The 24,010-nt window shown below is 72.0% G+C and carries 10 protein-coding genes and 1 pseudogene; 9 read left to right on the top strand and 2 right to left on the bottom strand.

All coding sequences use genetic code 11. The annotated features are described in order from the left end of the window. The first annotated feature begins 41 nt into the window (after positions 1-41). The 3 genes from P3T27_RS34350 to P3T27_RS34340 all read left to right on the top strand — a co-directional run bounded on the left by P3T27_RS34350 (position 42) and on the right by P3T27_RS34340 (position 3,615). A complete protein-coding gene (locus P3T27_RS34350) occupies positions 42-1,082 on the top strand; it encodes a hypothetical protein (protein ID WP_280685202.1) in 1,041 nt (346 codons plus the stop codon). 427 nt (positions 1,083-1,509) lie between these two features. Further along, positions 1,510-2,661: an ATP-binding protein gene (locus P3T27_RS34345; protein WP_280685201.1), complete on the top strand. Its 1,152-nt coding sequence runs from the start codon at positions 1,510-1,512 to the stop codon at positions 2,659-2,661. 762 nt (positions 2,662-3,423) lie between these two features. Next, positions 3,424-3,615 (top strand): helix-turn-helix domain-containing protein, encoded by a 192-nt coding sequence (locus tag P3T27_RS34340; RefSeq protein WP_280685200.1) that lies wholly within the window; start codon positions 3,424-3,426, stop codon positions 3,613-3,615. A 58-nt stretch (positions 3,616-3,673) separates the two neighbouring features. Here the strand turns inward: P3T27_RS34340 and P3T27_RS34335 are convergent, their stop codons facing one another. Both P3T27_RS34335 and P3T27_RS34330 read right to left on the bottom strand, forming a co-directional pair. Beyond that, positions 3,674-4,831: a tyrosine-type recombinase/integrase gene (locus P3T27_RS34335; RefSeq protein ID WP_280685199.1), complete on the bottom strand. Its 1,158-nt coding sequence runs from the start codon at positions 4,829-4,831 to the stop codon at positions 3,674-3,676. A 97-nt stretch (positions 4,832-4,928) separates the two neighbouring features. Next, positions 4,929-7,273, bottom strand: a pseudogene (locus P3T27_RS34330) (M28 family peptidase); the annotation flags it as partial. A gap of 332 nt (positions 7,274-7,605) precedes the next feature. Here P3T27_RS34330 and P3T27_RS34325 point away from each other — a divergent pair. The 6 genes from P3T27_RS34325 (at position 7,606) to P3T27_RS34300 (ending at position 23,989) form a co-directional block, all read left to right on the top strand. Next, entirely contained in the window at positions 7,606-9,051 is a 1,446-nt protein-coding gene (locus P3T27_RS34325; protein ID WP_280685198.1) for a helix-turn-helix transcriptional regulator, read from the top strand. Positions 9,052-9,460: 409 nt separating this feature from the next. Further along, positions 9,461-10,279, top strand: coding sequence for a sterol desaturase family protein (locus P3T27_RS34320; protein ID WP_280685235.1), 819 nt, complete (start codon positions 9,461-9,463; stop codon positions 10,277-10,279). 67 nt (positions 10,280-10,346) lie between these two features. Then, positions 10,347-19,589, top strand: a complete 9,243-nt coding sequence (locus P3T27_RS34315) for a non-ribosomal peptide synthetase/type I polyketide synthase (RefSeq protein ID WP_280685197.1) — start codon at positions 10,347-10,349, stop codon at positions 19,587-19,589. Next, a complete protein-coding gene (locus tag P3T27_RS34310; protein ID WP_280685196.1) occupies positions 19,576-21,255 on the top strand; it encodes an NAD(P)/FAD-dependent oxidoreductase in 1,680 nt (559 codons plus the stop codon). The genes P3T27_RS34315 and P3T27_RS34310 overlap by 14 nt, the downstream gene beginning before the upstream one ends. A gap of 17 nt (positions 21,256-21,272) precedes the next feature. After that, positions 21,273-22,937 (top strand): NAD(P)/FAD-dependent oxidoreductase, encoded by a 1,665-nt coding sequence (locus tag P3T27_RS34305; RefSeq protein WP_280685233.1) that lies wholly within the window; start codon positions 21,273-21,275, stop codon positions 22,935-22,937. Beyond that, positions 22,934-23,989 carry an NADP-dependent oxidoreductase gene (locus tag P3T27_RS34300; RefSeq protein ID WP_280685195.1) on the top strand — a complete coding sequence of 352 codons (1,056 nt, stop codon included), beginning with the start codon at positions 22,934-22,936 and terminating at the stop codon, positions 23,987-23,989. The genes P3T27_RS34305 and P3T27_RS34300 overlap by 4 nt, the downstream gene beginning before the upstream one ends. Positions 23,990-24,010 lie beyond the last annotated feature (21 nt).

Below are 24,010 nucleotides of genomic sequence, written 5' to 3'. Positions count from 1 at the left end.
CCGGCCGGTGCTGTCGGGGCACCCCGATACATTGCATCCCCATGACGCTGCTGCCCGTTCGACCGATCGCCACGACCAAGCCGCTGACACGGGAAACGGAACCGTCCCCACTCGCAGGCTCGGCGGTAACGGCCAAACACAGCCCAGTGTCGTGGGCGGCGGAAGGGACGCTGTTCGCGGTGGACTTCTCGGCTGCCACTGACGAGCCCGTCGCGCCCCGTGTGGCGTTCCGGCTGGGAGATCGGCCACGTGACGCCTATGGCGCTGCTCTTGCACCCGACTCCGGATGCGTCGTCGTTGCCACCCAGCACGAGGCCCTGTGCGTGGACGCCGACGGCACGGTGCGCTGGCGGATCCCCTTCACGCAGCCGGCCCACTCCTCGATCGGGCTCGCAAACTGCGCCTTCTCACGCGACGGCGCGCACGTGTGGATCTTTCGACCCGACGCCATGCTGGGTCGGGGAGACGGCGGGGACCGCTGGCTGGTCGTCGCCGCCGCCGACGGACGGATGCTCGCCGAGCACGCCCTGCCCACGGTCGGCCAGGGCGCCCACCAGGTGGCCCACCCCGACGGCATCCACATGCTCCTGGACGTCGGCGAGGGCCAGGACGGCGTCTTCCTCTTCCATGGCCGTCTGGACGGGGATGCGATCAGCGTCCGCGCCTACCCGTGGGACGACCGCTGCCTGATCGATGTCTCCCCCGACGGCCGGGAGTTCATGACCGTCGGACACGGAGAGGAAGACGCCGTCTTTCACGCCTTCCCGGACGGAACCGAGCTGTGCCGTTTCGCCGTCGACCGCTTCCTCACCCCCGCAGGACCCGGCGAGGACGGGAACACCGATGACGACGAGGGCGAAGAGCCCCACATCGCGTGGAGCGGTGGTTACCTCGATGCCTCCACTGCGGTGGTCACCGTCGCTGGTGAGACCGAGGACGACGAGTGGACCATCCCGTACGTCGTCGACCTCTCCAGCGGAGCGATCCGAGGCCGTCTTGCCGCCGAGCCCCGGCTGCGCGGCGACGGCACCTGGACCACCGTCGACGACCAAGGGCAGCTGACACTCTGGGAGCTCGGCTGATCGACTCGCAACACGCGCCCGACACCACTCGAGGTCGCATACGCAATCGCACGCGAAAACGTCGTTCCTCCACGCCCGGCGTCAGGAAGCCGAACAGCTGAAACGGCCCACTCATCAGTCAAACCGTCCGGCTCCGCGGGCCCAAATGGCCGCGGAGCCGGACGGTTCACGCGTCATCCACCACCGCACCGGGCTGACGTGAAAATTCTTGAAACTCGTGGCGCCGCAGCCGCCCGAAACAGTGGCGCAGACAGCCCTCAGAGGGCCGCGGCGGGACTGCGGCGGCAGTGCGCACCCCTCCCGGCAGGGCGCTCCCTATTGGCCCTCAGAAGCCCGTCCGCGACCCCGTCAAACCGGCTATGACCTGGTGTTTTCTCGGAAATCCCCTAGGCTGGGGAGCTCTGTCGCACACCCTCGGAGGGGCATCATGAGCGAGGAATCCACGGCGTACGACGCCAGCACGATCGTGGTTCTGGAGGGCCTGGAGGCCGTTCGCAAGCGGCCCGGGATGTACATCGGATCGGTCGGTGAACGCGGCCTTCATCACCTGGTGTTCGAGGTCACCGAGCGGGCGCTGGACGAGATCCTCGGCGGCACCGCCAGCCGTGTCGAGATCACCCTCACCGCCGACGGTGGCATCCGCGTCGCCGACGACGGCATGGGCCTCCCGGTCGAGCACGCCGGCCACAGCGAAGGCCCTGCGCTGGAGACCCGGTTGGCCGTGCTCTGCTGCGGGGCACAGCCGGCCAACCGGCACTCGCTGTTCGGCGGCCACTTCGGCGTGGGACTGGCCGTCGTCAACGCACTGTCGGGCCGCCTGACGGCCGAGGTACGGCGCGACGGCGCCCGCTGGGTGCTGGAGTACGAGCGAGGCGTAGCTGTCGCGACGCCCACCCGCACTGGACCGGCCGACGGCAGCGGGACCGCGATCACCTTCCGGCCCGATGTTGAGATCTTCGAGACACTGGAGTTCTCGTTCGACGCGCTGGCCGAGCGCTTCAGGGAACTGGCCATCCTGAACCGGGACTTGGACATCACCCTGACCGATGACCGCGACCCCGCGGCGCCCCGGGCCGTCCGCTTCCGCTTCCCCGGCGGACCGAGGGACCACATCGCGGAGCAGAGCGCCCCCCTCCACCCGGACGTGATCGGCCTTGAGCGCGAGTACACCGACATGGAGGGAACCATCGAGGTGGCTTTCCGTTGGTGCGACTCCCGCGAGGAACGGGTCGCAAGCTACGCCAACAGCCGGCCGACCACCGGCGGCGGCACGCACGAGCTCGGCTTCCGCGACGGCCTGGCGGCCGCGGTCAACGCCTACGCCCGCGAGCAACAGCTGCTCACCCTGTCCGACCCCGACTTCACCCCCGCCCAGCTCGGCGCGGGCCTGACGGCGGTCGTGTCGGTGAAGCTCGATCGCCCCGAGTTCGAGGGGGCCACCCGCGACCGACTGGGCAACGGGCCCGTCCGCGCCTGCGTCGCCGAGGCCGTCCGAGAGCACCTGGCCGTCTGGCTCCGCGCCACCCCGGCGCAGGCGACCGCCGTCCTCGCTCGGATCTCGATGACTACCCGCCACTGACAGCAGCACACCGAAGACACCGAAGCCCAGGACGGGGCTGGTCCCGGCCTGGGCTTTTCGGTGGGCGCAGACGATTCCAACGGCCCCACCAGCCACAGGGCACGGCAGATCTCAACCACGGCCTCAAACCGACGTCGATAGATCCCTCACCGGCGAGCGGCGAAAGTAATAGAGATAGGTAGGTTCACGAATACCGTGATTAGCTCGGCTGCGGGATGGACGCCGTACCGCTGCCACCGAATTTCATAACAGTGTCGCCTTCTTGCCTTCCGCGACCGGGCGGAAATGCTCGGACGCGAGTCGGCGCCGCAAAGCTTTGGCACGGCGAAGACACAGCCTGAGACACGGAGTGAGCCCTACAATGGAGCTGTGAGGCAAGTCACTCTCCAGGCGTTGGTCGGTCGTCACCTCTCACGCGCCTCTCACGGACTGGGCGTCATGAGGTGTCATTAGGCGTCATGCGTCGCGGACGAGGTAGGCCATGAACTGCGGGATTCGGACTGACGAGCACCAGTCGGACGCCCTTTCGACCGCTGGGGGTCAAGAGGGTTGGCGTTCTACCTGTGTCGTCTCAGCCAGCGTTTCCGTAGGCATTGTTGGGTTCGCGAGTGCGGTCCTTCTGGTCGTTCTGCCACGTTGGTTGCGTTGCGCCTGGGTATCGCCGCTGGACTGTGATTGCCGTAGCACAGGCTCTCGGTGCGGCCAAACTGGCGTTGGCTGAGAACTTGGGCGCTGTGCTCGGCTATCGCAGAGGAGAGCCCTGTGGCTCAGCAGTTCATGACCGTCAAGGAGACGGCGGAGTATTTGAACATGTCCGTTCCGTGGGTGTATCGCGAGGTGACGCGTGCGGGCCTTGTTCCGTACCGGTTCGGGCGCGGGAGGAATTCGAAGCTTCAGTTCAAGGTGTCCGAGGTTCAGGCGTGGGCGAAGCAGCAGCAGGTGTCCGGCATCTGAGCCTGTTGCCCGCGGAATACGGGGAGGCCCTGTCCTGAGGGACGGGGCCTCCCCGTGTTCAGGCGGCCAGGTCGAGGCCGAGGATCTGGGCGGCGTGGGCGATGGAGCCTGGCATGAGGTGTCGGTAGATCTTGAACGTGATGTCGATGCTCTTGTGGCCCATCCACTCGGCGACGTCGGTGATGGGGATGTTGTGGCTGAGGCAGTTCGAGGCGAAGAAGTGGCGGAGGCCGTAGAGCACCATGCCTTCGGGGATGTCGACGTCGTCGGACTGTTTGACGACGCGCTGCCACTGGTTCTGCAGGAGGTGGTACGGGTAGGGCTTGCCGAGGTCCCGGGGATGGCGGAGGAGGTAGCCGTCGACGGTTCCGTACTTGTCGGCGTACCACTCGATGCTGAGCCTGGTGCGGGAGGGCAGCGGGACGTCGCGGTAGTCACCCTCCTTTCGGTGTTTGAGCGGCGCGTAGTCCTTGGTGGTCATGTTGACCTGCTCCGTGACGCGGTAGACGTCGTCGGCGACGATGTTGTTGATGTTGACGGCGAGCGCCTCGCCATTGCGTAGGCCGGAACCACTCATGAGGTCGGAGACGACGAGGAAGGCGTCGTCGCCGGCGGTGCGTATCTCCTGCACCTGGGTGGGGGAGGGGACGACGGCGCGGTTGGGGTCGTACTGGGGCGGCTTGACGCCGTCGAGAGGGCTTTCGTCGTAGAGGCCGAGGCGGTGGGCGTCGAGGAGGATCGACTTGAGCTTGTCGTAGGCGTTGGCCTGGGCGGCCAGGCCAACGCCGTTGCGTTCCATGGTCTGGATGAAGGCCTCGACGACCTTGTGGTCGAACGTGCCCATCCGGCGGCTGCGGAACGCGGGGTGGAGATGGTGCTCCAGCAGTGATTCGAGGTGCTTCAGCGAGGCCGGGCCGAGGTGGCGCTGGCCGGCCTGCCACTCCTTGACGTAGTCCCCGAACTGCATCGGGCTGTACTTCTGGATCCGCTCCGCCTTGCGCTGGCTCTGCGGGGCGTTCTTCCGGGCCTGGTAGACCTCGGCCAGACGGGCCTTAGCCTTGTCCTGGGCGGTGAACCCGGACTCCTCCGTCTGCCTCCCGGCCGCGTTGCGGTACCGGATCTTGTACTCGTGCGGGCACCGGGGCCACCGGGACTCGGGGTGCTCGCACTCCTTGAAGAAGGAACCCATGCCGCGGATGAGGCTGGTGGTTGCCATGATCGATCTCGCTCCCCGGGCGTCTTGCTGACGTTTTGCTGACCCCGGATGGTCGATCAAGTCCCTGAGCTGGGACGAACCGCCGAAAGCGTGCTATGTAGTAGGACTTGATCGCGGAGCGCTGGGCGGAGCTCAGCTGGCCGACGTAGGACTGTGAGCCCTGCAGGCCCTGCTCCTCACCGGTCCACCAGGCGAACCGGACGTGCCGGGTCAGGGTGCGGTTCTGCTGGGCGAGGACGAGGGCGTTCTCCAGCAGGGTGGCCGAGCCGGAGCCGTTGTCGTTGATGCCGGGGCCGGCCGAGACGCTGTCCAGGTGGGCGCCGAACATGGTGACCTGGTCCGCCGGGCCGCCGGGCCAGTCGGCGATCAGGTTGTTGGACTGGTAGGTGCAGGAGGTGCAGGTCTGCTCGGTCACGGTGTAGCCGGCCGCCTGCAGCTTGCCCTTGATGTACGCCACGGACTGGCTGTGCCCGGCGCTGCCGGCCCGGCGGTTGCCGCCGCTCTGGTTGGCGATGGTGTTCAGCTGGGCCAGGTGGGCCTGGACCTTGGCGACGTCGATGTCGGGCGCGGGCCCGCCGGGGTTGCCGCCGCCGCCGACGGTCAGGGTGTACTGGGTGGTGTGGGTGGCCGCGCCGGCGGTGCCGGTGACGGTGATCGCGTAGGTGCCGGCGGCCGCCGAGGAGGACGCCGAGAGCGTCAGCGTGGCGGACGAACCGGTCTGCACCGACGAGGGGTTGAGCGTCGCGGTGACCCCGGCCGGGGCGCCGGAGGCGGTCAGGTTGACGGTCTGCGCGGTGCCCGAGGTGACGGCGGTGCTGACCGTCGCCGTGGTCGAGGCGCCGGGCTGGACCGAGCCGGAGGCCGGGCCGAGCGCGAGCGAGAAGTCGTTGTTGCCGGACGGCGTGCAGGTCGGGTCACCGCTCTGCGCGGGCACGCTGATCGCGTCCCAGGCGGCCTTGGCCCGGTTGAAGTAGGTGCAGGACGGGTCCAGGTTCTTCGCCGCGGTCAGGGTCGCGGTGCGGTAGCGCTTGTACGTCATGCCGCTGGTCTTGAGCAGCATGCCGCCGTAGAAGACCCGGCCGGCGTCCTTGATGCCGATGCCGGTGACCGAGGAGTTGTTGCAGGTCGGGCTGGTGGGCTTGCCGCCGCCCGGGGTGGAGCCCTCGGCGAGCAGGTAGAACCAGTGGTTCAGCGGGCCGGCGGCCGCGTGCTCCTCGGTGTTGGGGATGGAGGAGGAGTAGCAGTTGGGGTTGTTGCTCACCAGCGACGGGTTGTACATGTTCCGGATCGGACCGCTGCCGACCAGGTTGATCATCTCGCCGACGGTGTAGTCCGGAGAGTCGTACGGCGCGGGCTCGTTGGCGTACGACTCGGTGAGCGCGCCCATGATGTCGCCGGTGGACTCGCCCAGGCCGGACTCGTTGTTGGCGCCGCCCGGGGTGTACTGGTCGATGCCGTGGCCGAACTCGTGCCCGACGACGTCCATCGCGGCGATCCACTCGCCGGCCTGGCTGTGGCCGATCGATATGGAGCTGCCGTCCCAGTAGGCGTTGACGTCGTTCAGGCCGACCTTGACCGGCCAGCTGCCGCCGTTGCCGTCGTGCCCGTTGCGACCCAGCCAGTCGCGGAGCATGTCCCATTCCTTCTGGGCCGCCCACATGGCGTCGCCGCAGCCGGTCTCCTTGCTGGACGGGTTGCCGGTGCCCCAGGAGTCGCTGGACTTGGTGAAGACCTGGCCGGTGCCGTAGTCGGAGCAGGTGAGGCCGGGCCGGTTCGGGTCGCGCAGCGAGTACGAGCCGCCCGAGCCGCTGGTGCTGATGGTGACCGGCGCCGGGCCGTTCCACTTGCTGTTGACGGTGCCCGCGCGGACGTCGTCGTAGGAGTCGATGACCTCGCCGGTCGCGGCGTCCACGAAGACGTGCAGCCGGCTCGGGGCGCTCTCGCTGCGGCCGGTCAGCACGGTCTCCCAGGCGAGCCGGCCGCCGGAGCCGTCCTTGACCCGGACGACCAGCCGGGGGGACTCGACCTTGTCCACACCGGCGAGCTTGGTCCGGGCGGTCTTCTCCGCCTTCGCCGCGCTGACCTGTGGGGTCGTCGAGCCGCCGACCGGGCCGGAGGCCGCCGACTGGAGGCCGCGGACCTTGCCCTGGCCGTCGGCGAGCACCACCGCGTCGCCGCCGACCACCGGCAGGCCGCGGTAGCTGCGCTCGTACGCGACGGAGTACAGGCCGCCGATCCAGGGGGTGACGGCCCGGCGCTCGTAGGTCTCGCCGGGGCCCTTGGCGAGGCGTCCACACCGGCCGCCGCGGCGGCGTCGGCGGCGTTGACCGCGGCGCTCAGCGCGCTCGGTGGTGCGGGGGAGGGGGTGGGCGCGGCGGTGGCCGGCCCCGCGGTGGCGGCGATCATGCCGGCCAGCACGGTCAGGGTGGTCGCCGTGGTCAGCAACCGTCCTGTGGAAACTCTGCGTTGCATCGAGGCTCCTCGCATGTGGGGGTCCTCGACCGCAGACGGCATGGCTGGTGGCGCACCGCAGGGCCGTGTCTGGGGGGACGGCCGTGCGGGCCGTCCGCGCTCGGGTGCCGGAACCCTCACATGGCGTCATGCTCTGGTCAATGGCTGGTGCGAGCGATGCATAGGGTTGGCAAATTCCGTCAAGCTGGGCTTTCCTCCAAGTGGTTGAGACCACGTCATGTACGGACCGGGTGCCATCGAGTACCGTCCTCATCGTCGGGAGGTCCGCGACAGGCCCGGGGGTCCAACCGGAGGAGGCAGCCGTGCACCGGAACCGCGTGGCCGCGGCGCGGGCGTCCGCACCTCCCTCCCGGCCTTCCCCGCCGCCCGCCCAGGACCCGGACGCCTGGCGGGACTTCGGCGCCCGGCTGCGCCACTGGCGGCGCCGGGCCGGCCTCACCCAGGCCCAACTCGGCGCCGGCATCGGCTACGACCACACCGCGGTGAGCAAGATCGAGCACGGCGCCCGCCGGGTCACCCCGCGGATCGTCGACCGGATCGACGAACTTCTCGGCGCGGGAGGTGACCTGCGCGCCGCCTGCCAGCGTGCCGAGACCGCCGAGCTGCCCTCTCTGGCGGCCTTCGCGCCGGGCCTGCTGCGGCCCCCGCTGCCCACGGCCGCGAGCGGGCCCGGCGGCCCGGTCCGGTGGACCGCCCCCGCCCAGCCGCCACCGCGGCTGCCCGACTACGGCCTGCTCTGCCCGCTGCACGGCGCCGACGGCTGTGACGTCCCCGACCCGGTCGAACTCGCGGCCCTGCACGCCGAGTTCTGCGCCGCCGACCCGGCCGCCGCGCCGCCCCTGGACGCCGCCACCGCACACGCCCTGACCGGCCTGCTCGCCGCCCACCTGCGCTCCGGCGAGACCGGCGGACTGCCGGGCCTGGCCGCCGCCGTCGAACGCACCCTGCAGGCCGTGCTCGCCCGGCTCGCCGCGGCCTCCGCCGAGCAGCGCCGCCCGCTCGCCCGCCTCGCCGCCGAACACGCCCACGCCGCGGGCGCGCTGCGGATGCAGGACGGCCGCAACGCCACCGCGATGGCCTGCTTCGACCGTGCGCTCGCCTGGGCCGAGCTGGCCGGGGACCAGGCCACCCAGGTCGCCGCGCTCAGCGACATGAGCACCCTCGCCCGGCTGGACGGCGACCCGGCCGCAGCCTTCGGCTACGCCCGGGAGATCGGCCGCGCCGCCCCCGGCCGGCACTGGTCCGGCGCGATGGGCCAGATCGGCCAGGCCCGCGCGCTCGCCCTCACCGGCGACGTCCGGGCCACCATCCGGCACCTCGGCCGTGCCCGGCTGCACCTGGACCACATCGGTGCCCGGGACGAGGACGACGCGCCCTGGCTCTCCATCGCCTCGATGCGGCTGCGGGTGGAGTCCGGCGCGGCCGCCGCCCTGCGCGACCTCGCCGCGGTCGTCGACGACCCCCGGCTGGCCCAGCGCGCGTTGACCGCCGCCGAGACCGCGCTCGATCTGCTCGGCCCGGCGCAGCTGCCCGCCAGCCGACTGCTGTTCACCGTCCGGGTGGCGGACTGCCACGCCTGCGCGCACGACCCCCGGACGGCCGTCGAACTGCTCGGGCCCACTCTGGAGACCGCCCCGGTCGAGGCCCTGCCGGCCCTGGTCGGGTACGAGCTGCGCGGCCTGCGCGACCGCCTCGCGGCGCATCGGCCGGACACGGCGCGGCGGCTGGCGGAGCTGGCCGGATCGTGACGGTCGGCGGCGATCGCGCCGTCCGCGGGCCGGGTGCGACCCGGGCCGCCGTCACCCGGTCGGCCTGGTCGGACGGAAAAGTTGACCGGCGGCCTCGCGTGCCGGGCGGGCGCGGGTTCCACCGGACGGGACGGACGGGGGCGCGCAACTGCGCTCGGCGCACGATCTGACCGGCCCGCGCGCCGGTCTCTCTCGCGCATACTGACGAACGCGCCCCCTTCACTCCGGTCAAACGTCAACTTTGTGCACAGATCTTCCGCCGATCGGGTCATTCATGGCGTTAACACGTCGAATGACTGCACCGGCTGACGGGTCCCGCTAGAGTCTCTGACGTTTCCAGTCGTTAGCCCGCGAATAACCAAGGGGGCGTGTGCTGTCCGCCATTGCACGCCGGCTCGCTCATCCGCTTCTGCTCCTAGGGGTGCTGTGCGCGGCCGTCGCCACGCTGCACTTCCATTGGGAGCCCGACCGGGTCTCCCCGCTCGTGCTGATCGGAATCCTCGGGTACCTGGCCGTGTTGGAACGGGTGATCCCGTACCGGACCGACTGGCATCCGAGCAGGCGTGAACTCGGCTGGTACACCGCATATTTCGTGCTGAGCATGGCCGGCGGCGCACTCGCCCAGGGGCTGGTGACGGCGCTGGTGGAGGTGCTCGGGCCGGCCCGTCCGGCACTCCCGTTCGCGGTGGAGATCCCACTCGCACTGCTGGTCGGCTCGCTCGGCGACTACCTCGTCCACCGCTGGTCGCACCACAACCGCTGGCTCTGGCGTCTGCACGGCGTACACCACGTGCCGGACAAGGTGAATGTGGCGAACAACGGTGTGAACCATTTCCTGGACGTGTTCGTCGCGCAGTCCGTGGTGCAACTCTCGCTGGCGCTGATCGGATTCTCGGCGGAATCTGTGTTCGCGGTCGGAATATTCATTCTTGCGCAGGGGTATTTCGTTCACGCGAACATCGACGTCCGCCTCGGAGTGCTCGGTCACCTGCTGGCCGGCCCCGAGCTCCACCGACTGCACCACAGCACCGACCTCGCCGAGGCCGGGCACTACGCCTCCGACCTCTCGCTGTGGGACCACGTGTTCGGCAGCTTCACCTGGCGCCCCGGCCGGGTGCCCACCGCCGTCGGCCTCGCCGATCCGGCCGCCTTCCCGGCCACCGGCGAGCTGGGCGCCACCCTGCTGCACCCCTGGCGCCGGATGAAGACCACCGAGCCGTCCGTCTGACTCGGCCGGCGAGGCCGCCTCCTCCGCCCGTGTCCGCGCCGCCACGCCCTCACCCTCGGATTGGATCATGACCACCTCGCCCTTCGCCGCGCCCTGTGACCGGATCGCGATCACCGGCATCGGTTGCCGCCTGCCGGGACACGCCAACGACCACCGGACCTACTGGCGCAACCTCGTCGAAGGTCGGGACTGTCTCACCGCGACACCCGCCGACCGCTACGACACCGGTACGCTCGGCAGCCAGGACCGGTCCAAACCGGGGCGCCTGATCGGCGGCCGGGGCGGCTACATCGACGGCTTCGACACCTTCGACCCGGACTTCTTCGGCATCAGCCCGCGCGAGGCCGAGCACATGGACCCGCAGCAGCGCAAGCTCCTGGAGGTCAGCTGGGAGGCCCTGGAGGACGGCGGCCTGCGCCCCGGCGAACTGGCCGGCCGCGACGTCGGCGTCTACATGGGGGCCTTCACCCTCGACTACAAGATCCTGCAGTTCGCCGACCTCGACTTCCGCACGCTCGCCGCGCACACCGCCACCGGCACCATGATGACGATGGTGTCCAACCGGATCTCGCACTGCTTCGACTTCCGCGGCCCCAGCGTGTCGATCGACACCGCCTGCAGCTCCTCCCTGGTCGCGGTCCACCTCGCCTGCCAGAGCCTGCTCCGCGGCGAGACCGAACTCGCGCTGGCCGGCGGCGCGTTGCTGCACATGGCGCCGCAGTACACGATCGCCGAGACCAAGGGCGGCTTCCTCTCCACGGACGGCCGCTCACGTGCCTTCGACGCCTCCGCCGACGGCTACGTCCGAGCCGAGGGCGTCGGTGTGGTCGTCCTCAAGCGGCTGTCGGACGCGCTGCGCGACGGCGACCCGGTGCACGCCGTCATCCTCGGCAGCGGCGTCAACCAGGACGGGCGCACCAACGGCATCACCGTCCCCAGCGCGGACGCCCAGGTCACCCTGATCGAACGGGTGTGTGCCGAGGCCGGGGTGCTGCCCGGCAGCCTGCAGTACGTCGAGGCGCACGGCACCTCCACCCCCGTCGGCGACCCGATCGAGGCCGCCGCGCTCGGCCGGGTGCTCGGCATCGGCCGCCGCCCCGGCGCCCGCTGCTACGTCGGCTCGGTGAAGACCAACATCGGGCACACCGAGGCCGCGGCCGGCGTCGCCGGGCTGATCAAGACCGCCCTCGCCCTCGAGCACCGGCGGATCCCGCCGCACCTCAACCTGGAGCGGCCCAACCCCGGCATCGACCTGGACGCGCTGCCCTTCGACATCCCGACCACCCCGGTCGACTGGCCCGAGCACGACGGGCCGGCCCGGGCCGGCGTCAACTCCTTCGGCTTCGGCGGCACCAACGCGCACGTCCTGCTGGAGGAGCCGCCGCGCCCCGCGCCCGCCGCCCCGGCTCCGCAGCCGGCCTGCACGGTGCTGCCGCTGAGCACCAAGGACGCCGCCGGGCTGCCCGAACTCGCCGCCGGCGTCCGGCAGGAGCTCGCCGCCGGGGTGCCGCTCGCCGACCTCGGCCACACCCTGGCCCACCGCCGCCAGCACCTGCCCGAGCGGCTCGCAGTGGTCTACTCCACGCAGGAGGAACTGGACGAGGCACTGGCCGCCCACGAGCGCGGCGAGGCGCACCCCCGGGTGATCCCGGGACGCGTCCGGGAGCGCGGACAACGGCGCCTCGCCTGGGTGTTCACCGGCATGGGCCCGCAGTGGTGGGGCATGGGCCGGGGCCTGTACGAGAACGAGCCGGTCTACCGGGCGGCCGTCCAGGCCTGCGACCGGGAGATCCGCGAGCAGGCCGGCTGGTCGCTGCTCGACGAGATGCACCGCGACGAGGCCGACTCGCGGATGACCGAGACCTGGCTCGCCCAGCCCGCCAACTTCGCCGTCCAGCTGGGCCTCTCCGCACTCTGGCGCAGCCACGGCCTACGCCCCGACGCGGTGGTCGGGCACAGCACCGGCGAGGTCGCCGCCTTCCACGAGGCCGGGGTGTACGACCTGGCCGACGCCGTCCGGGTGGTGCTGGCCCGCAGCCGCCTGCAGCAGCGGCTGGCCGGCACCGGGACCATGCTCGCTGTCGGCCTCCCGGAGGCGGAGGCGGAGCGGCGGATCCGCCCGTACCGCACCCGGGTCTCGCTGGCGGCCGCCAACAGCCCCTCCACCGTGACCCTGGCCGGCGACACCGACGCGCTGCGGGAACTCGCCGAGGAACTGCGCGGGCAGGAGGTGTTCACCCGCTTCCTGGACGTCGAAGTCCCCTACCACAGCGTGCGGATGGACCCGATCCGGGACGAACTGACCGCCGCGCTCGCCGTGCTCAAGCCGAACGAGGCCCGGCTGCCGCTCTACCTCACCGCCTGCGAGGGCCTCGCCCGCGGCCCCGAACTCGACGCCGAGTACTGGTGGCGCAACGTCCGCAACCCGGTGCGCTTCCGGGCCGCCGTCGAGCGGATGGCCGAGGACGGGCACGGCCTATTCCTGGAGCTCGGCCCGCACCCGGTGCTCGGCCACGCGATCCGCGAGTGCGTCGACGGCGCGCACACCCTGCCGTCCATCCGCCGGCGCACCGACGAGTCCGCCTGCTTCACCCGCAGCCTGGCCGAACTCCACACCCTGGGCGCCGAGGTGGACTGGAGCGCGCTGCACCCGGGCGGTCGGCCGGTGCCGCTGCCCGGCTACCCGTGGCGGCGCGACCGGTACTGGGTCGAGCCGCCCGCCGTCCGGCAGGTCCGGCTCGGCGAGGTCGACCACCCGCTACTCGGCCGCCGTACCGCGAGCGCCCAGCCCGCCTGGACCACCGCGCTCGACCCCGAGCGGCTGCCCTACCTGGCCGACCACCGGATCGAGGGCCAGGTCGTCTTCCCGGCGGCCGGGTACCTGGAGATGGCCGCCCAGGCCGTCCGCGCGCTCACCGGCGGCACCGATGTGGTGATCGCCGAGGTCGAGCTGAACCGGGCGCTGTTCCTCTCCGACACCGAGCCCGTTCCCGTCCAGCTCGGCTACGCCCCGGAGGACGCCCGCTTCACCATCGCCTCCACCCCGGCCGGCGGCGAGCCGGTGGTGCACGCCGGCGGCCGGGTACGGGTCGGCCAGCGCCGCGCCCACGGGCCGGCACTGGACGCCGAGGCGATCCGCTCGCACGGGCGGCGCTTCGACGGCCCGGACTGCTACCGGGGCCTCGCCGCCCGCGGCTACGACTACGGGCCCGCCTTCCAGGCCATCCAGGAGGTGTGGGTCGGCCCCGGCGAGGCGCTCGCCCGGATCAGCCCGACCGGCCGGCTCGGCCCCGACGCCGCCGACCACCACCTGCACCCGGTGCTGCTCGACGCCTGCTTCCAGACCCTGCTCACCACCCGGCTGCTCGCGCCCGAGGGTGGCGGTGTCCGGCTGCCGGTGTCCATCGAGGAGGTCCGGCTCGACGAGATCGGCGACCGGCCGATCTGGGCGCACGCCACCGTCACCCGGGACGGCGGCGAGGAGATCGTCGGCGACCTGGCCCTCTACGCCGAGGACGGCACCCCGCTCGGCCGGATCACCGGCTTCCGCGCCGCCGACGTCGCCCAGGCCCCGGCCTCGGTCGGCCTCGCCACCATCGACGGCTGGCTCACCGAACTCGCCTGGGTGGACGCCCCGGTGGCGCCCGCCGCCGACGACCCCGGCGACCTGCTGCTGTTCGCCGACGCCGGCGGCCTCGCGGAACGCCTCGCCGCGCTGGCGGCCGAGCGCGGCGCCCGCTGCCACCTGGTCCGGCCCGGCGCCGGTTACCAGCCGGGCGACGGGCACAGCACCGTCCGCCCCGACTCCGCCGAGGACCTCACCCGGCTCCTCGCCGACCTCGACCCCGGCTACCGCACCGTCGTCCACCTCTGGAACCTCGACCAGCCCGCTCTCGACGCCACCACGGCCGACCGGCTCGACCAGCTCGCCGGCCTCGGCGCGTACGCGCTGATCGCCCTCGCCCAGACCCTGCCCACCGCCCGCCCGGACGCCCGGCTGCACATCGTCACCCGGGGCACCCAGGCCGCCGCCCCCGGCGACCGGGTCGAACCGCTCGGCGCACCTGCCTGGGGCATCGGACGCGTGCTGTGGCAGCAGGAACTCGTAGCCCAGCGCGGCACCCTGATCGACCTCGACCCCGCCGTCGACCCCCTCGACCAGGCCGAGGCACTGCTCGGCGAACTCGCCGCCCGCGACGAGCAGGAGATCGCCCTGCGGGCCGGGCGGCGCCGCACCAGCCGGCTCCGCCAGGCCGAGGGACTCACCCGCCCGCTGCCGCCGGTCCTGCGCCCCGACGGCAGCTACCTGGTCACCGGCGCGTTCGGCGCCCTCGGCCGGCTGCTCTGCCGCGCGCTGGTGCGGCGCGGCGCCCGGCGGCTGATCCTGGTCGGCCGCACCACGCTGCCCGAGCCCGCGCAGTGGCCGCACACCGACCCCGACAGCGCCGCCGGCCGGCGGATCGCCTTCCTGCGCGAACTGCAGGCACTCGGCGCCTCGCCGCTGCTCGCCCCGGTCGACGTCACCGACGAGGCGGCCCTCGCCGGGTGGCTCGCCGACTACCGTGAGCGCCAACTCCCGCCCATCCGCGGCGTGTTCCACCTCGCCGGGCAGGTCAAGGACGTGCTGGTCCCGCAGATGGACCGGGCCGCCTTCGACGCCGGGTACGCCCCCAAGGTGGTCGGCGGCCACCTGCTGCACCGGCTGCTGCGCGACGAACCGCTCGACCACTTCGTGCTGTTCGCCTCCGTCGCCTCGCTGCTCACCACCGCCGGGCAGACCAACTACGCGGCCGGCAACGCCTTCCTGGACGCCCTCGCCCACCACCGCCGGGCCGCCGGGCTGCCCGCGCTCAGCCTCGACTGGGGCCCGTGGGCCACCGGCATGATCGAGGAACTGGGCCTGGTCGCCCACTACCGCGACGCCCGCGGCATGAGCTCGCTCCCGCCGGATGCCGGAACGGCCGTGCTGGAGCGCGTCCTCGGCCAGGACCGCGCCCAGCTGCTGGTCGCCACCGTGGTCGACTGGCCGACCTTCCTCGCCTGGTACCCCGCGCCGCCGCCACTGGTCGCCGAGCTGGCCGCGGCTGCCGCCGAGCAGGCCCCCGCCGAGACCGGCGGCTTCCTGGACGCCTACCGCACGGCGGATCCGCAGGCCCGGCGGCAGCTGGTGGCCGAGCGGTTCACCGCCGCCGCGGCGGCCGTGCTGCGGATCGGCGTCGAGCGGATCGACCTGGACACCAGGCTCGGCGCGCACGGCCTGGACTCGCTGCTCGCGATGGAGCTGCGGGCCCGGGTGCACGGCGAACTGGGCGTCGCCCTGCCCGTGGTGGCGCTGCTCAGCAACGGCACCGTCGGGGACCTGGTCGACCTGCTCGGCGCGGGCCTGACCGAGCGGCTCGCCGACGAGGGCGGCCCGGTGTCGGCCGAGGTCGAGCTGTACACCGACGAGTCCCGCTACCCGCTCACCCACAACCAGCAGGCGCTCTGGTTCCTGCGCCAGCTCCACCCGGACGGCTTCGCGTACAACATCGGCGGCGCCGTGGAGGTGCGCGCCGAACTCGAACCGGAGCTGGTCTTCGCCGCCTTCCGCACGCTGGTCGCCCGGCACCCCGGGCTGCGGGCCGCCTTTACCGCCGAGGAGGGCCGGCCGGTCCAGCGGATCCGCGCGGAGGTCGTGGCCGACACCCGGCTGTTCGACGTCGAGGGCCGTTCGTGGGAGGAGATCCACGAGCTGATCGTCGCCGAGTACCGCCGGCCGTACGACCTCGCGAACGACCCGCTGGTCAGGCTGCGGCTGTTCCGGCGCGGACCGGACCGCTGGGTGCTGATGAAGGCCGTCCACCACATCGTCTCGGACGCGATCTCCACCTTCACCTTCATCGAGGAGCTGTTCGAGGTCTACGAGGCGCTGCGCAAGGGCGCCACCCCCGAACTCCCCGCCGTGGCCGCCCGCTACCTCGACTTCCTGAACCACCAGAACCGCTTCCTGGCCGGCCCCGACGCCCGGCGGATGCTCGACTACTGGCGCGGCCACCTGCCGTCGGAGATGCCCGTCCTCGCGCTGCCCACCGACCGGCCCCGGCCGGCGGTGCAGACCCACAACGGCGCCTCCGAGTTCTTCCAGCTCGACGCCGACCTGACCGCCCGCGTCCACGAGCTGGCCCGCGCGCACCACGCCACCCCGTTCATGGTGCTGCTCAGCGCCTACTACCTGCTGCTGCACCGCTGGTCGGGGCAGCAGGACATCGTGGTCGGCAGCCCGGTCACCGGCCGCACCCAGGAGGAGTTCGCCTCCGTCTACGGCTACTTCGTCAACCCGTTGCCGCTGCACGTCAGCCTGGCCGGGGAGCCGACCGTGGCCGACCTGCTGGGCCGGGTGCGGGAGAGCGTGCTCGGCGGCCTGGACAACCAGGAGTACCCGTTCCCGCTGCTGGTCGAGCAGCTGGGGCTGCAGCACGACCCCAGCCGCTCGGCGGTGTTCCAGGCGATGTTCATCCTGCTCACCCACAAGGTCGCCGTGGAGCGCTTCGGATACCGCCTGGAGTACATCGAACTCCCGGAGGAGGAAGGACAGTTCGACCTCACACTGTCCGCCTACGAGGACCGCGCGGACGGCCGCTTCCACTGCGTGTTCAAGTACAACTCCGACCTCTTCGAGTCCGCCACCGTGCAGCGGCTGGCCGCGCACTACCGCAATCTGCTGGACACGATGACCCGGGCCGGCGCCGATCGCCCGGTCGGCCGGCTGCGGATGCTCGACGAGGCCGAGCGCCGCCGCATCCTCACCGGGTTCAGCGGTGCCGACCGGCGGCTGGACCACGACACCCCGGTGCCCGAACTGATCGCCAAGGCCGCCGCCGAACACCCCGAGGCCATCGCCGTCACCGCCCCCGGCCCGGCCGGCGTGCGCCGCCTCAGCTACGGCGAACTCGACCGGCGGGCCCAGCGGACGGCCCTGCGGCTGCGCGAACTCGGCGTCGGGGAGGGCTCGGTGGTCGCGGTCTGCCTGGGCAAGTCGCCCGAGCTGATCGTCACCCTGCTGGCGATCTGGCGGGCCGGCGCCGCCTACCTGCCGCTCGACCCCGGCCACCCGGCCGACCGGCTCGCCTACCAGGTGGCCGACGCCGGCGCCGCCCTGGTCGTCGTCGACGAGCGGAACCCGCACGGCGCCGAACTGCCCGCCCGGCCGGTCACCCTGGAGGACCTCGACCAGCCCGCCGTCGAGACCGGCCCGCTGCCCGCCGCCGACCCGGACCGCCCCGCCTACGTCATCCACACCTCCGGCTCCACCGGCCGCCCGAAGGCCGTACGGGTCGACCACCGCAACCTGGCCGCCGTCACCGCGGGCTGGCGCGCCGAGTACCGCCTCGACACCGAGGCCCGGGTGCACCTGCAGATGGCCGGGACCGCCTTCGACGTGTTCTCCGGTGACCTCGCCCGGGCGCTGAGCACCGGCGGCACCCTCGTCCTGGTCGACCGCGACCTGCTGTTCGACACCGCCCGGCTCCACCGCACCATGCGCGAGGAGGCCGTCGACTGCGGCGAGTTCGTGCCCGCCGTCGCCCGCGCCCTGCTGGCCCACTGCGAACGCGAGGGCCTGCGGCTGGACTTCCTGCGGCTGCTGGTCGTCGGCTCGGACTCCTGGAAGACCGCCGAGCACCAGCGGCTGCGCGCCCTGTGCGGACCGGACACCCGGCTGGTCAACTCCTACGGCCTGACCGAGGCCACCATCGACACCAGCTACTACGAAGGCGCGGCGGACGCGCTGGAACCCGGCCGGATGGTGCCGATCGGACGGCCGTTCCCCAACAGCACGCTGTACATCCTCGACCCGTACGGTGAACCGGTACCGCCAGGCGTGGCAGGCGAGTTGTGGATCGGCGGCGCGGGCGTCGCGGCCGGCTACCCCAACGACCCGGAGCAGACCGCCCAGCGCTTCACCGCCCTGGAGCTCGACGGCCCGCCCGCGCGGCTCTACCGCACCGGCGACCTCGGCCACTGGGACACCCACGGCACCGCCCACCTGCTCGGGCGGATCGACAACCAGGTCAAGGTGCGCGGCCACCGGATCGAGATCGGCGAGATCGAGGCCCACCTCGCCGCCCGCCCCGAACTCGCCCAGGTCTGCGTGACGGTCCGCCAGGACGCGACCGGGGAGAGCGTGCTGGCCGCCTACCTGGTACCCGCCGAAGGGGCGGCACTGGACCGCCGGGAGCTGCGTCGCCACCTCGCCGAGCACCTGCCCACCGTGATGATCCCCTCCCACCTCACCGAACTCCCCGCCCTGCCGCTCACCCCCAACGGCAAGGTCGACGTGGCCGCCCTGCCCGAACCCCGGGTCGACACCGGCGGCGCACGGCACGAACCGCCCGTCACCCTCTACGAGCAGCGCACCGCCGAGCACTGGCAGAACCTGCTCGGCGTGGAGGAGGTCGGCCTCCAGCACGACTTCTTCGAACTCGGCGGCAGCTCCATCCGGCTGATCGAGCTGATCCACCACCTGCAGACCGAGTTCAACATCAGCATCCCGGTCGGCCTGCTCTTCAAGGTCACCACCCTGCACGGCATGGCCCGCACACTGGAGCAGATCATCACCGGCGAGGTCGCCGGCGGACAGCCGTACCTCTGGTTCAATCCCGCCGCGCCGCAGGAGCGGACGGTCTTCTGCTTCCCGCCGGCCGGCGGCCACGGCCTGGTCTACCGCCAGCTCGCCGCCCACCTGCCCGACCACCGGCTCGCCGCCTTCAACTACCTCACCGGCGACGACAAGACCGCCCGCTACGCCGACCTGGTCGAGGAACTGCACGAGGAGGGACCGTACGTCCTGCTCGGCTACTCGCTCGGCGGGAACCTCGCCTTCGAGGTGGCCAAGGAGCTCGAACGGCGTGGCCGGACGGTCGCCTCCGTCCTGGTGGTGGACTCCTACCGGATCCCCGAGCCCTTCGACCTCGGCGCGGAGCACCTGGCCGTGTTCGAACGCGAACTCCACGAACACCTGCACCGGCACACCGGCTCCCGGATCGTCGCCCAGGAGACCCTCGAACAGGCCCGGGACTACCTGGAGTTCTGCAGCCGCACGCCCAACCTGGGCGCCGTCGACGCCCCGCTCAACGTGCTCTGCGAACCCGACCGGCTGGCGCTGCACGCGGGCGGCGAACGCGGCTCCTGGCACGGCGCCTCCACCGCCGGCACCGCCGTCTACGCCGGCCACGGCAGCCACGCCGAGATGCTGGACGCCGAGTTCGCCGCCCGCAACGCCGAACTCGCGGGCGCCATCCTGGCCGGAGGCACCGCCGATGGCCGGGCCTGACCGCGGACCGGACTGGTCCGAACGGGAGCGGGCCCCCGGCGGCCCGCCCCGGGTCATCGTCATCGGCGCCGGCATCGGCGGCCTGGCCACCGGCTGCTACGCGCAGATGAGCGGCCTGGAGACCCGGATCTTCGAGAAGCACTCGCTGCCCGGCGGCTGCTGCACCGCGTGGTCCCGGCACGGCTACCTGTTCGACTACTGCATCGACTGGCTGATCGGCACCGCCGAGGGCACCGGCGCGCACCAGGTGTGGCGCGAACTCGGCGCCCTCGACGGCAAGTCCATCACCCGCTTCGACGTGTTCAACCGCGTCGTCGACGAACACGGCCGCGCCGTCACCTTCTTCGGGGACCCGGACCGGCTGGAACGGCACCTGCTGGCCACCGCCCCCGGCGACGCCAGGCCGATCCGCGCCTTCTGCCGGGACCTGCGCCGCTTCGCCGCCATCGACCTGCCCTGGGACCTCACCCCGCCACCCCTGCGCAGCGCGGCCGAACGGCTGCGCACCCTGCGCACCGTACTGCCCGCGTTCCGGCTGTTCTGGCGCACCGCGACGACCCCGATGAGCGGCTTCGCCGAGCGCTTCCAGGACCCGCTGCTGCGCCGGGCGCTGCCCAACATGTTCCTGCAGGAGCCGGCCGGCTTCCCGCTGCTGCCCTACCTGTACACCCTGGCCGCCGCGCACAACGGCAACGCGGGCTTCCCGCAGGGCGGTTCGCTCGGTCTGGCCCGCTCGGTGGAGGAGCGCTACACCTCGCTCGGCGGGACGATCGGCTACCGCTGCCGGGCCGAGCGGATCCTGGTCGAGGGCGACCGTGCGATCGGTGTCGAACTCCGGGACGGCTCACGGCACTTCGCCGACCACGTGGTGGCCGCCTGCGACGGTCCGACGGTCATCGACCGGCTGCTGGAGGGCCGGTACTCCAGCCCCACCGTCGACCGGCTGTACGGCGAACTGCTCGACAAGCCCGGCAACCTCTACCCGGCCGTGGTCTCCGCCTTCGTCGGCATCGACGGCCCGCTGCCGGCGGGCGAACCGCACAGCACCACCTACCTGCTGTCGGCCGAACAGGGGGCCCGGCTGCCGGGCTCGCTCCAGCACAGCCTGGTCGTCCAGCTGCGCTCCGCCTACGCGGACGGCTTCGCGCCGCCCGGCAAGTCGGTGCTGCACTGCACCTACTTCAGCGACTACCGCTCCTGGAAGGACCTGCGGGTCGCGGACCGCCGCGCCTACCGGGCCCGCAAGCAGGACGTCGCCGCGTTCGTCCGGGAGTTCCTGGAGCGGACGTACCCCGGGCTCGGCCGCCGGATCGAACTGGTCGACGTCGCCTCGCCGGTGACCACCGAGCGCTTCACCGGCAACACCTACGGCAGCATCCTCGCCTGGCAGGCCTTCTCCGAGGCCGAGGACGCCGCCAACCGCCTGGTCAACCGGGACCGGATGCGGCTGCCCGGCCTGCGCGGCTTCTCCATGGCCGGGCAGTGGACGGCCCTCGGCGGCCTGATCCGCGCCGCCACCAGCGGCCGGTACGCCGCGCAGTACCTCTGCCAGGAGCTGGGCCGGCCGTTCCGGGCCTGGCCCAGCGACAACCAGGAACCCTGGCACGCGGGCAAGTGGGGCCGCCTGCCGCAACTCGACCGGGCCACCGTGGGAGTTCCGGAATGAGCACCAGCAGGCAGACCATGGTGATCGTCGGCGGCGGGCTCGGCGGCCTGTCCACCGGCTGCTACGCGCAGATGAACGGCTACCGCACCAGAGTCCTGGAGATGCACGAGCTGCCCGGCGGCTGCTGCACCGCCTGGGACCGGGGCGAGTTCACCTTCGACTGCTGCGTGAGCTGGCTGCTCGGCAGCGGCCCCGGCAACGAGATGCACCAGATCTGGCTCGAACTCGGCGCACTGCAGGGCAAGCTGATGCGCAACTTCGACGTCTTCAACGTGGTGCGCACCCGGGACGGCCGGGCCGTCTACTTCTACTCCGACCCGGACCGCCTCGAAGCGCACCTGCTCGACCTCGCCCCGGAGGACGCCCGCCAGATCCGGCAGTTCTGCGCAGGGTTGCGCACGTTCCGGCTGGCCCTGGCCCGTTACCCCTTCCTCAAGCCGGTCGGACTGATGGGCCGCTGGGAGCGCTGGCGGATGCTGGCCTCCTTCCTGCCGTACTTCAACGTCATCCGCCGCTCGATCACCGTGCTGATGAGCGACTACTCGGCGCGGTTCAGCAGCCCGCTGCTGCGCGAGGCGTTCAACTTCATCCTCTACGAGAAGCACCCGAACTTCCCGGTGCTGCCCAGCTACTTCCAACTCGCCTCGCACGCCGGGCTGTCCGCCGGGGTGCCGGAGGGCGGATCGCTCGGGCTGGCCCGCTCGATCGAGGAGCGCTACCGGCGGCTCGGCGGCGAGATCACGTACAACACCAAGGTGACCGAGATCCTGGTCGAGGACGACCGGGCCGTCGGGGTCCGGCTGAGCGACGGCCGGGAGGTGCGCGCCGACATCGTGGTGGCGGCCTGCGACGGGCGCACCACCATGCTGGACCTGCTCAAGGGCCGCTACCTCAACGACACCTACCGCCGCCTGTACACCCGGACCATCACCGAGCCCGGCATGGTCTTCCCCGGCTACCTGACCGTCTTCCTCGGTCTGCGCCGCCCCTTCCCGGCGGGCGACCCGTGCACCACCTACCTGCTGGAGGACGAGGTCGCCGAGCGGCTCACCGGCATCCGGCACCCCAGCATCAACATCCAGTTCCGCAGCCGCCACTACCCCGAGCTGTCGCCCGCCGCGACGACCGTCGTGTACGCCAGCTACTTCTGCGACATCGCCCCCTGGCGGGAGTTGAGCACCGGGCCCGAGCAGGCGCCCCGGATGCGGCGAGGGGAGGAACTGCACACCCTGCCGGTGGGCCGGGGCCGCGAGTACCAGCGGGAGAAGCGCCGGGTGCGGGACGCCGTCATCGACTTCCTGGACGGACACCACCCGGGCCTGCGGGACGCGGTGGCCGTCAAGGACGTCTCCACCCCGCTCACCCAGGTGCGCTACACCGGCAACTACGACGGCACGGTGCTCGGTTGGCAGCCCTTCGTCGAGAGCGGCGAGACCCTGGAGGAGGAGATCAAGCGCAACGGACCCGGGCTGCCGGGCCTGGCGAACTTCTACCTCTCCGGTGTCTGGGCGACGACCGGCGGCCTGATCCGCGCGGCCGCCGCAGGTCGGCACGTGGTCCAGTTCGTCTGCCGCGACGACGGCAGGCCGTTCACCGCCACGGTGGACGACACCGCTCCGCCGCCCACCCTGCTCGTCGAACCTGTCGGGCCCGTCGACCGACAGTTTGGAGTCACCTCATGAGGATCGAGAAGTGGATCGTCCGCGAGCACGTGGACGGCGTCCCGGATGTCGAGCGGATGTACCGGAAGGTCGTCGAGGAGGTGGAGGTCAGCCTCGCCGCGGACGAGATGCTGCTGCGGACGCGGTACGTCTCGGTCGACCCGTACCTGCAGGGGATCGCCCTGGACACCCCGATCGGCGACCACATGGGCGCGGACTCGATCATGGAGGTCCTGGAGGCCGGGCCGGCCGCGCCCTTCGCCGTCGGCGACCTGGTCCAGGGCTTCGGCGGCTGGCGCAGTCACGTGATCAGCAACGGTGCCCCCGCGCTCTGGCAGACCGGCACCTTCCCGATGGTGTTCCCCGCCTACCGGCGGCTCGACCGGGGCGACTACGACGAGGCCCTGCCGCTCTCCACCGCCCTCGGCGTGCTCGGCGGCCCCGGGATGACGGCCTGGGGCACGACGGAGAAGTTCCTGGACGTCCGCCCCGGGGACACCGTGCTGGTCAGCGGGGCCTCCGGGGCCGTCGGCTCGCTGGTCGGCCAGCTGGCCAAGCACCGCGGCGCCCGCGTCATCGGTACCACCGCCACCCCGGCCAAGGTCGCCCGGCTGCTCGACCTGGGCTTCGACGCCGCGCTGCTCTACCGCGACGGCGACGACCCCGAGAAGCTGCGGGAGGAGCTCGCCGTGCTCGCCCCGGACGGCATCGACCGTTACTTCGACAGCCTCGGCGGTGCGCTCACCGACGTGGCCTTCACGATGCTCGCCGTCGACAGCCGGGTGGCCGTCTGCTGGCAGTGGGGGAGCCAGGTCGGCGGCGACTGGGCGGGCCCGCGGCTGCTGCCGATGATCATGTTCCCGCGCACCACCATCCGCGGCATCTTCTCGCTGGAGTGGTTCACCGAGGAGAACTGGGCGGCGCTGCGACGGGAGTTGGGCGCCCTGGTGCGCAGTGGCGACCTCGACTACCAGGAGACCGTCCACCAGGGCTTCGACAACATCCCGTCGGTCTACCGCAGCCTGTACGTCGACCGCTCCGCGAACCGGGGCAAGGTGCTGGTCGAGGTCTGAGACCAGGACGGGCCGGCACCG

The sequence above is a fragment of the Kitasatospora sp. MAA19 genome (assembly GCF_029894125.1).
In the GTDB taxonomy this organism is placed as follows: Bacteria; Actinomycetota; Actinomycetes; order Streptomycetales; family Streptomycetaceae; genus Kitasatospora.
This window is presented reverse-complemented; position numbering and strand designations above follow the sequence as displayed.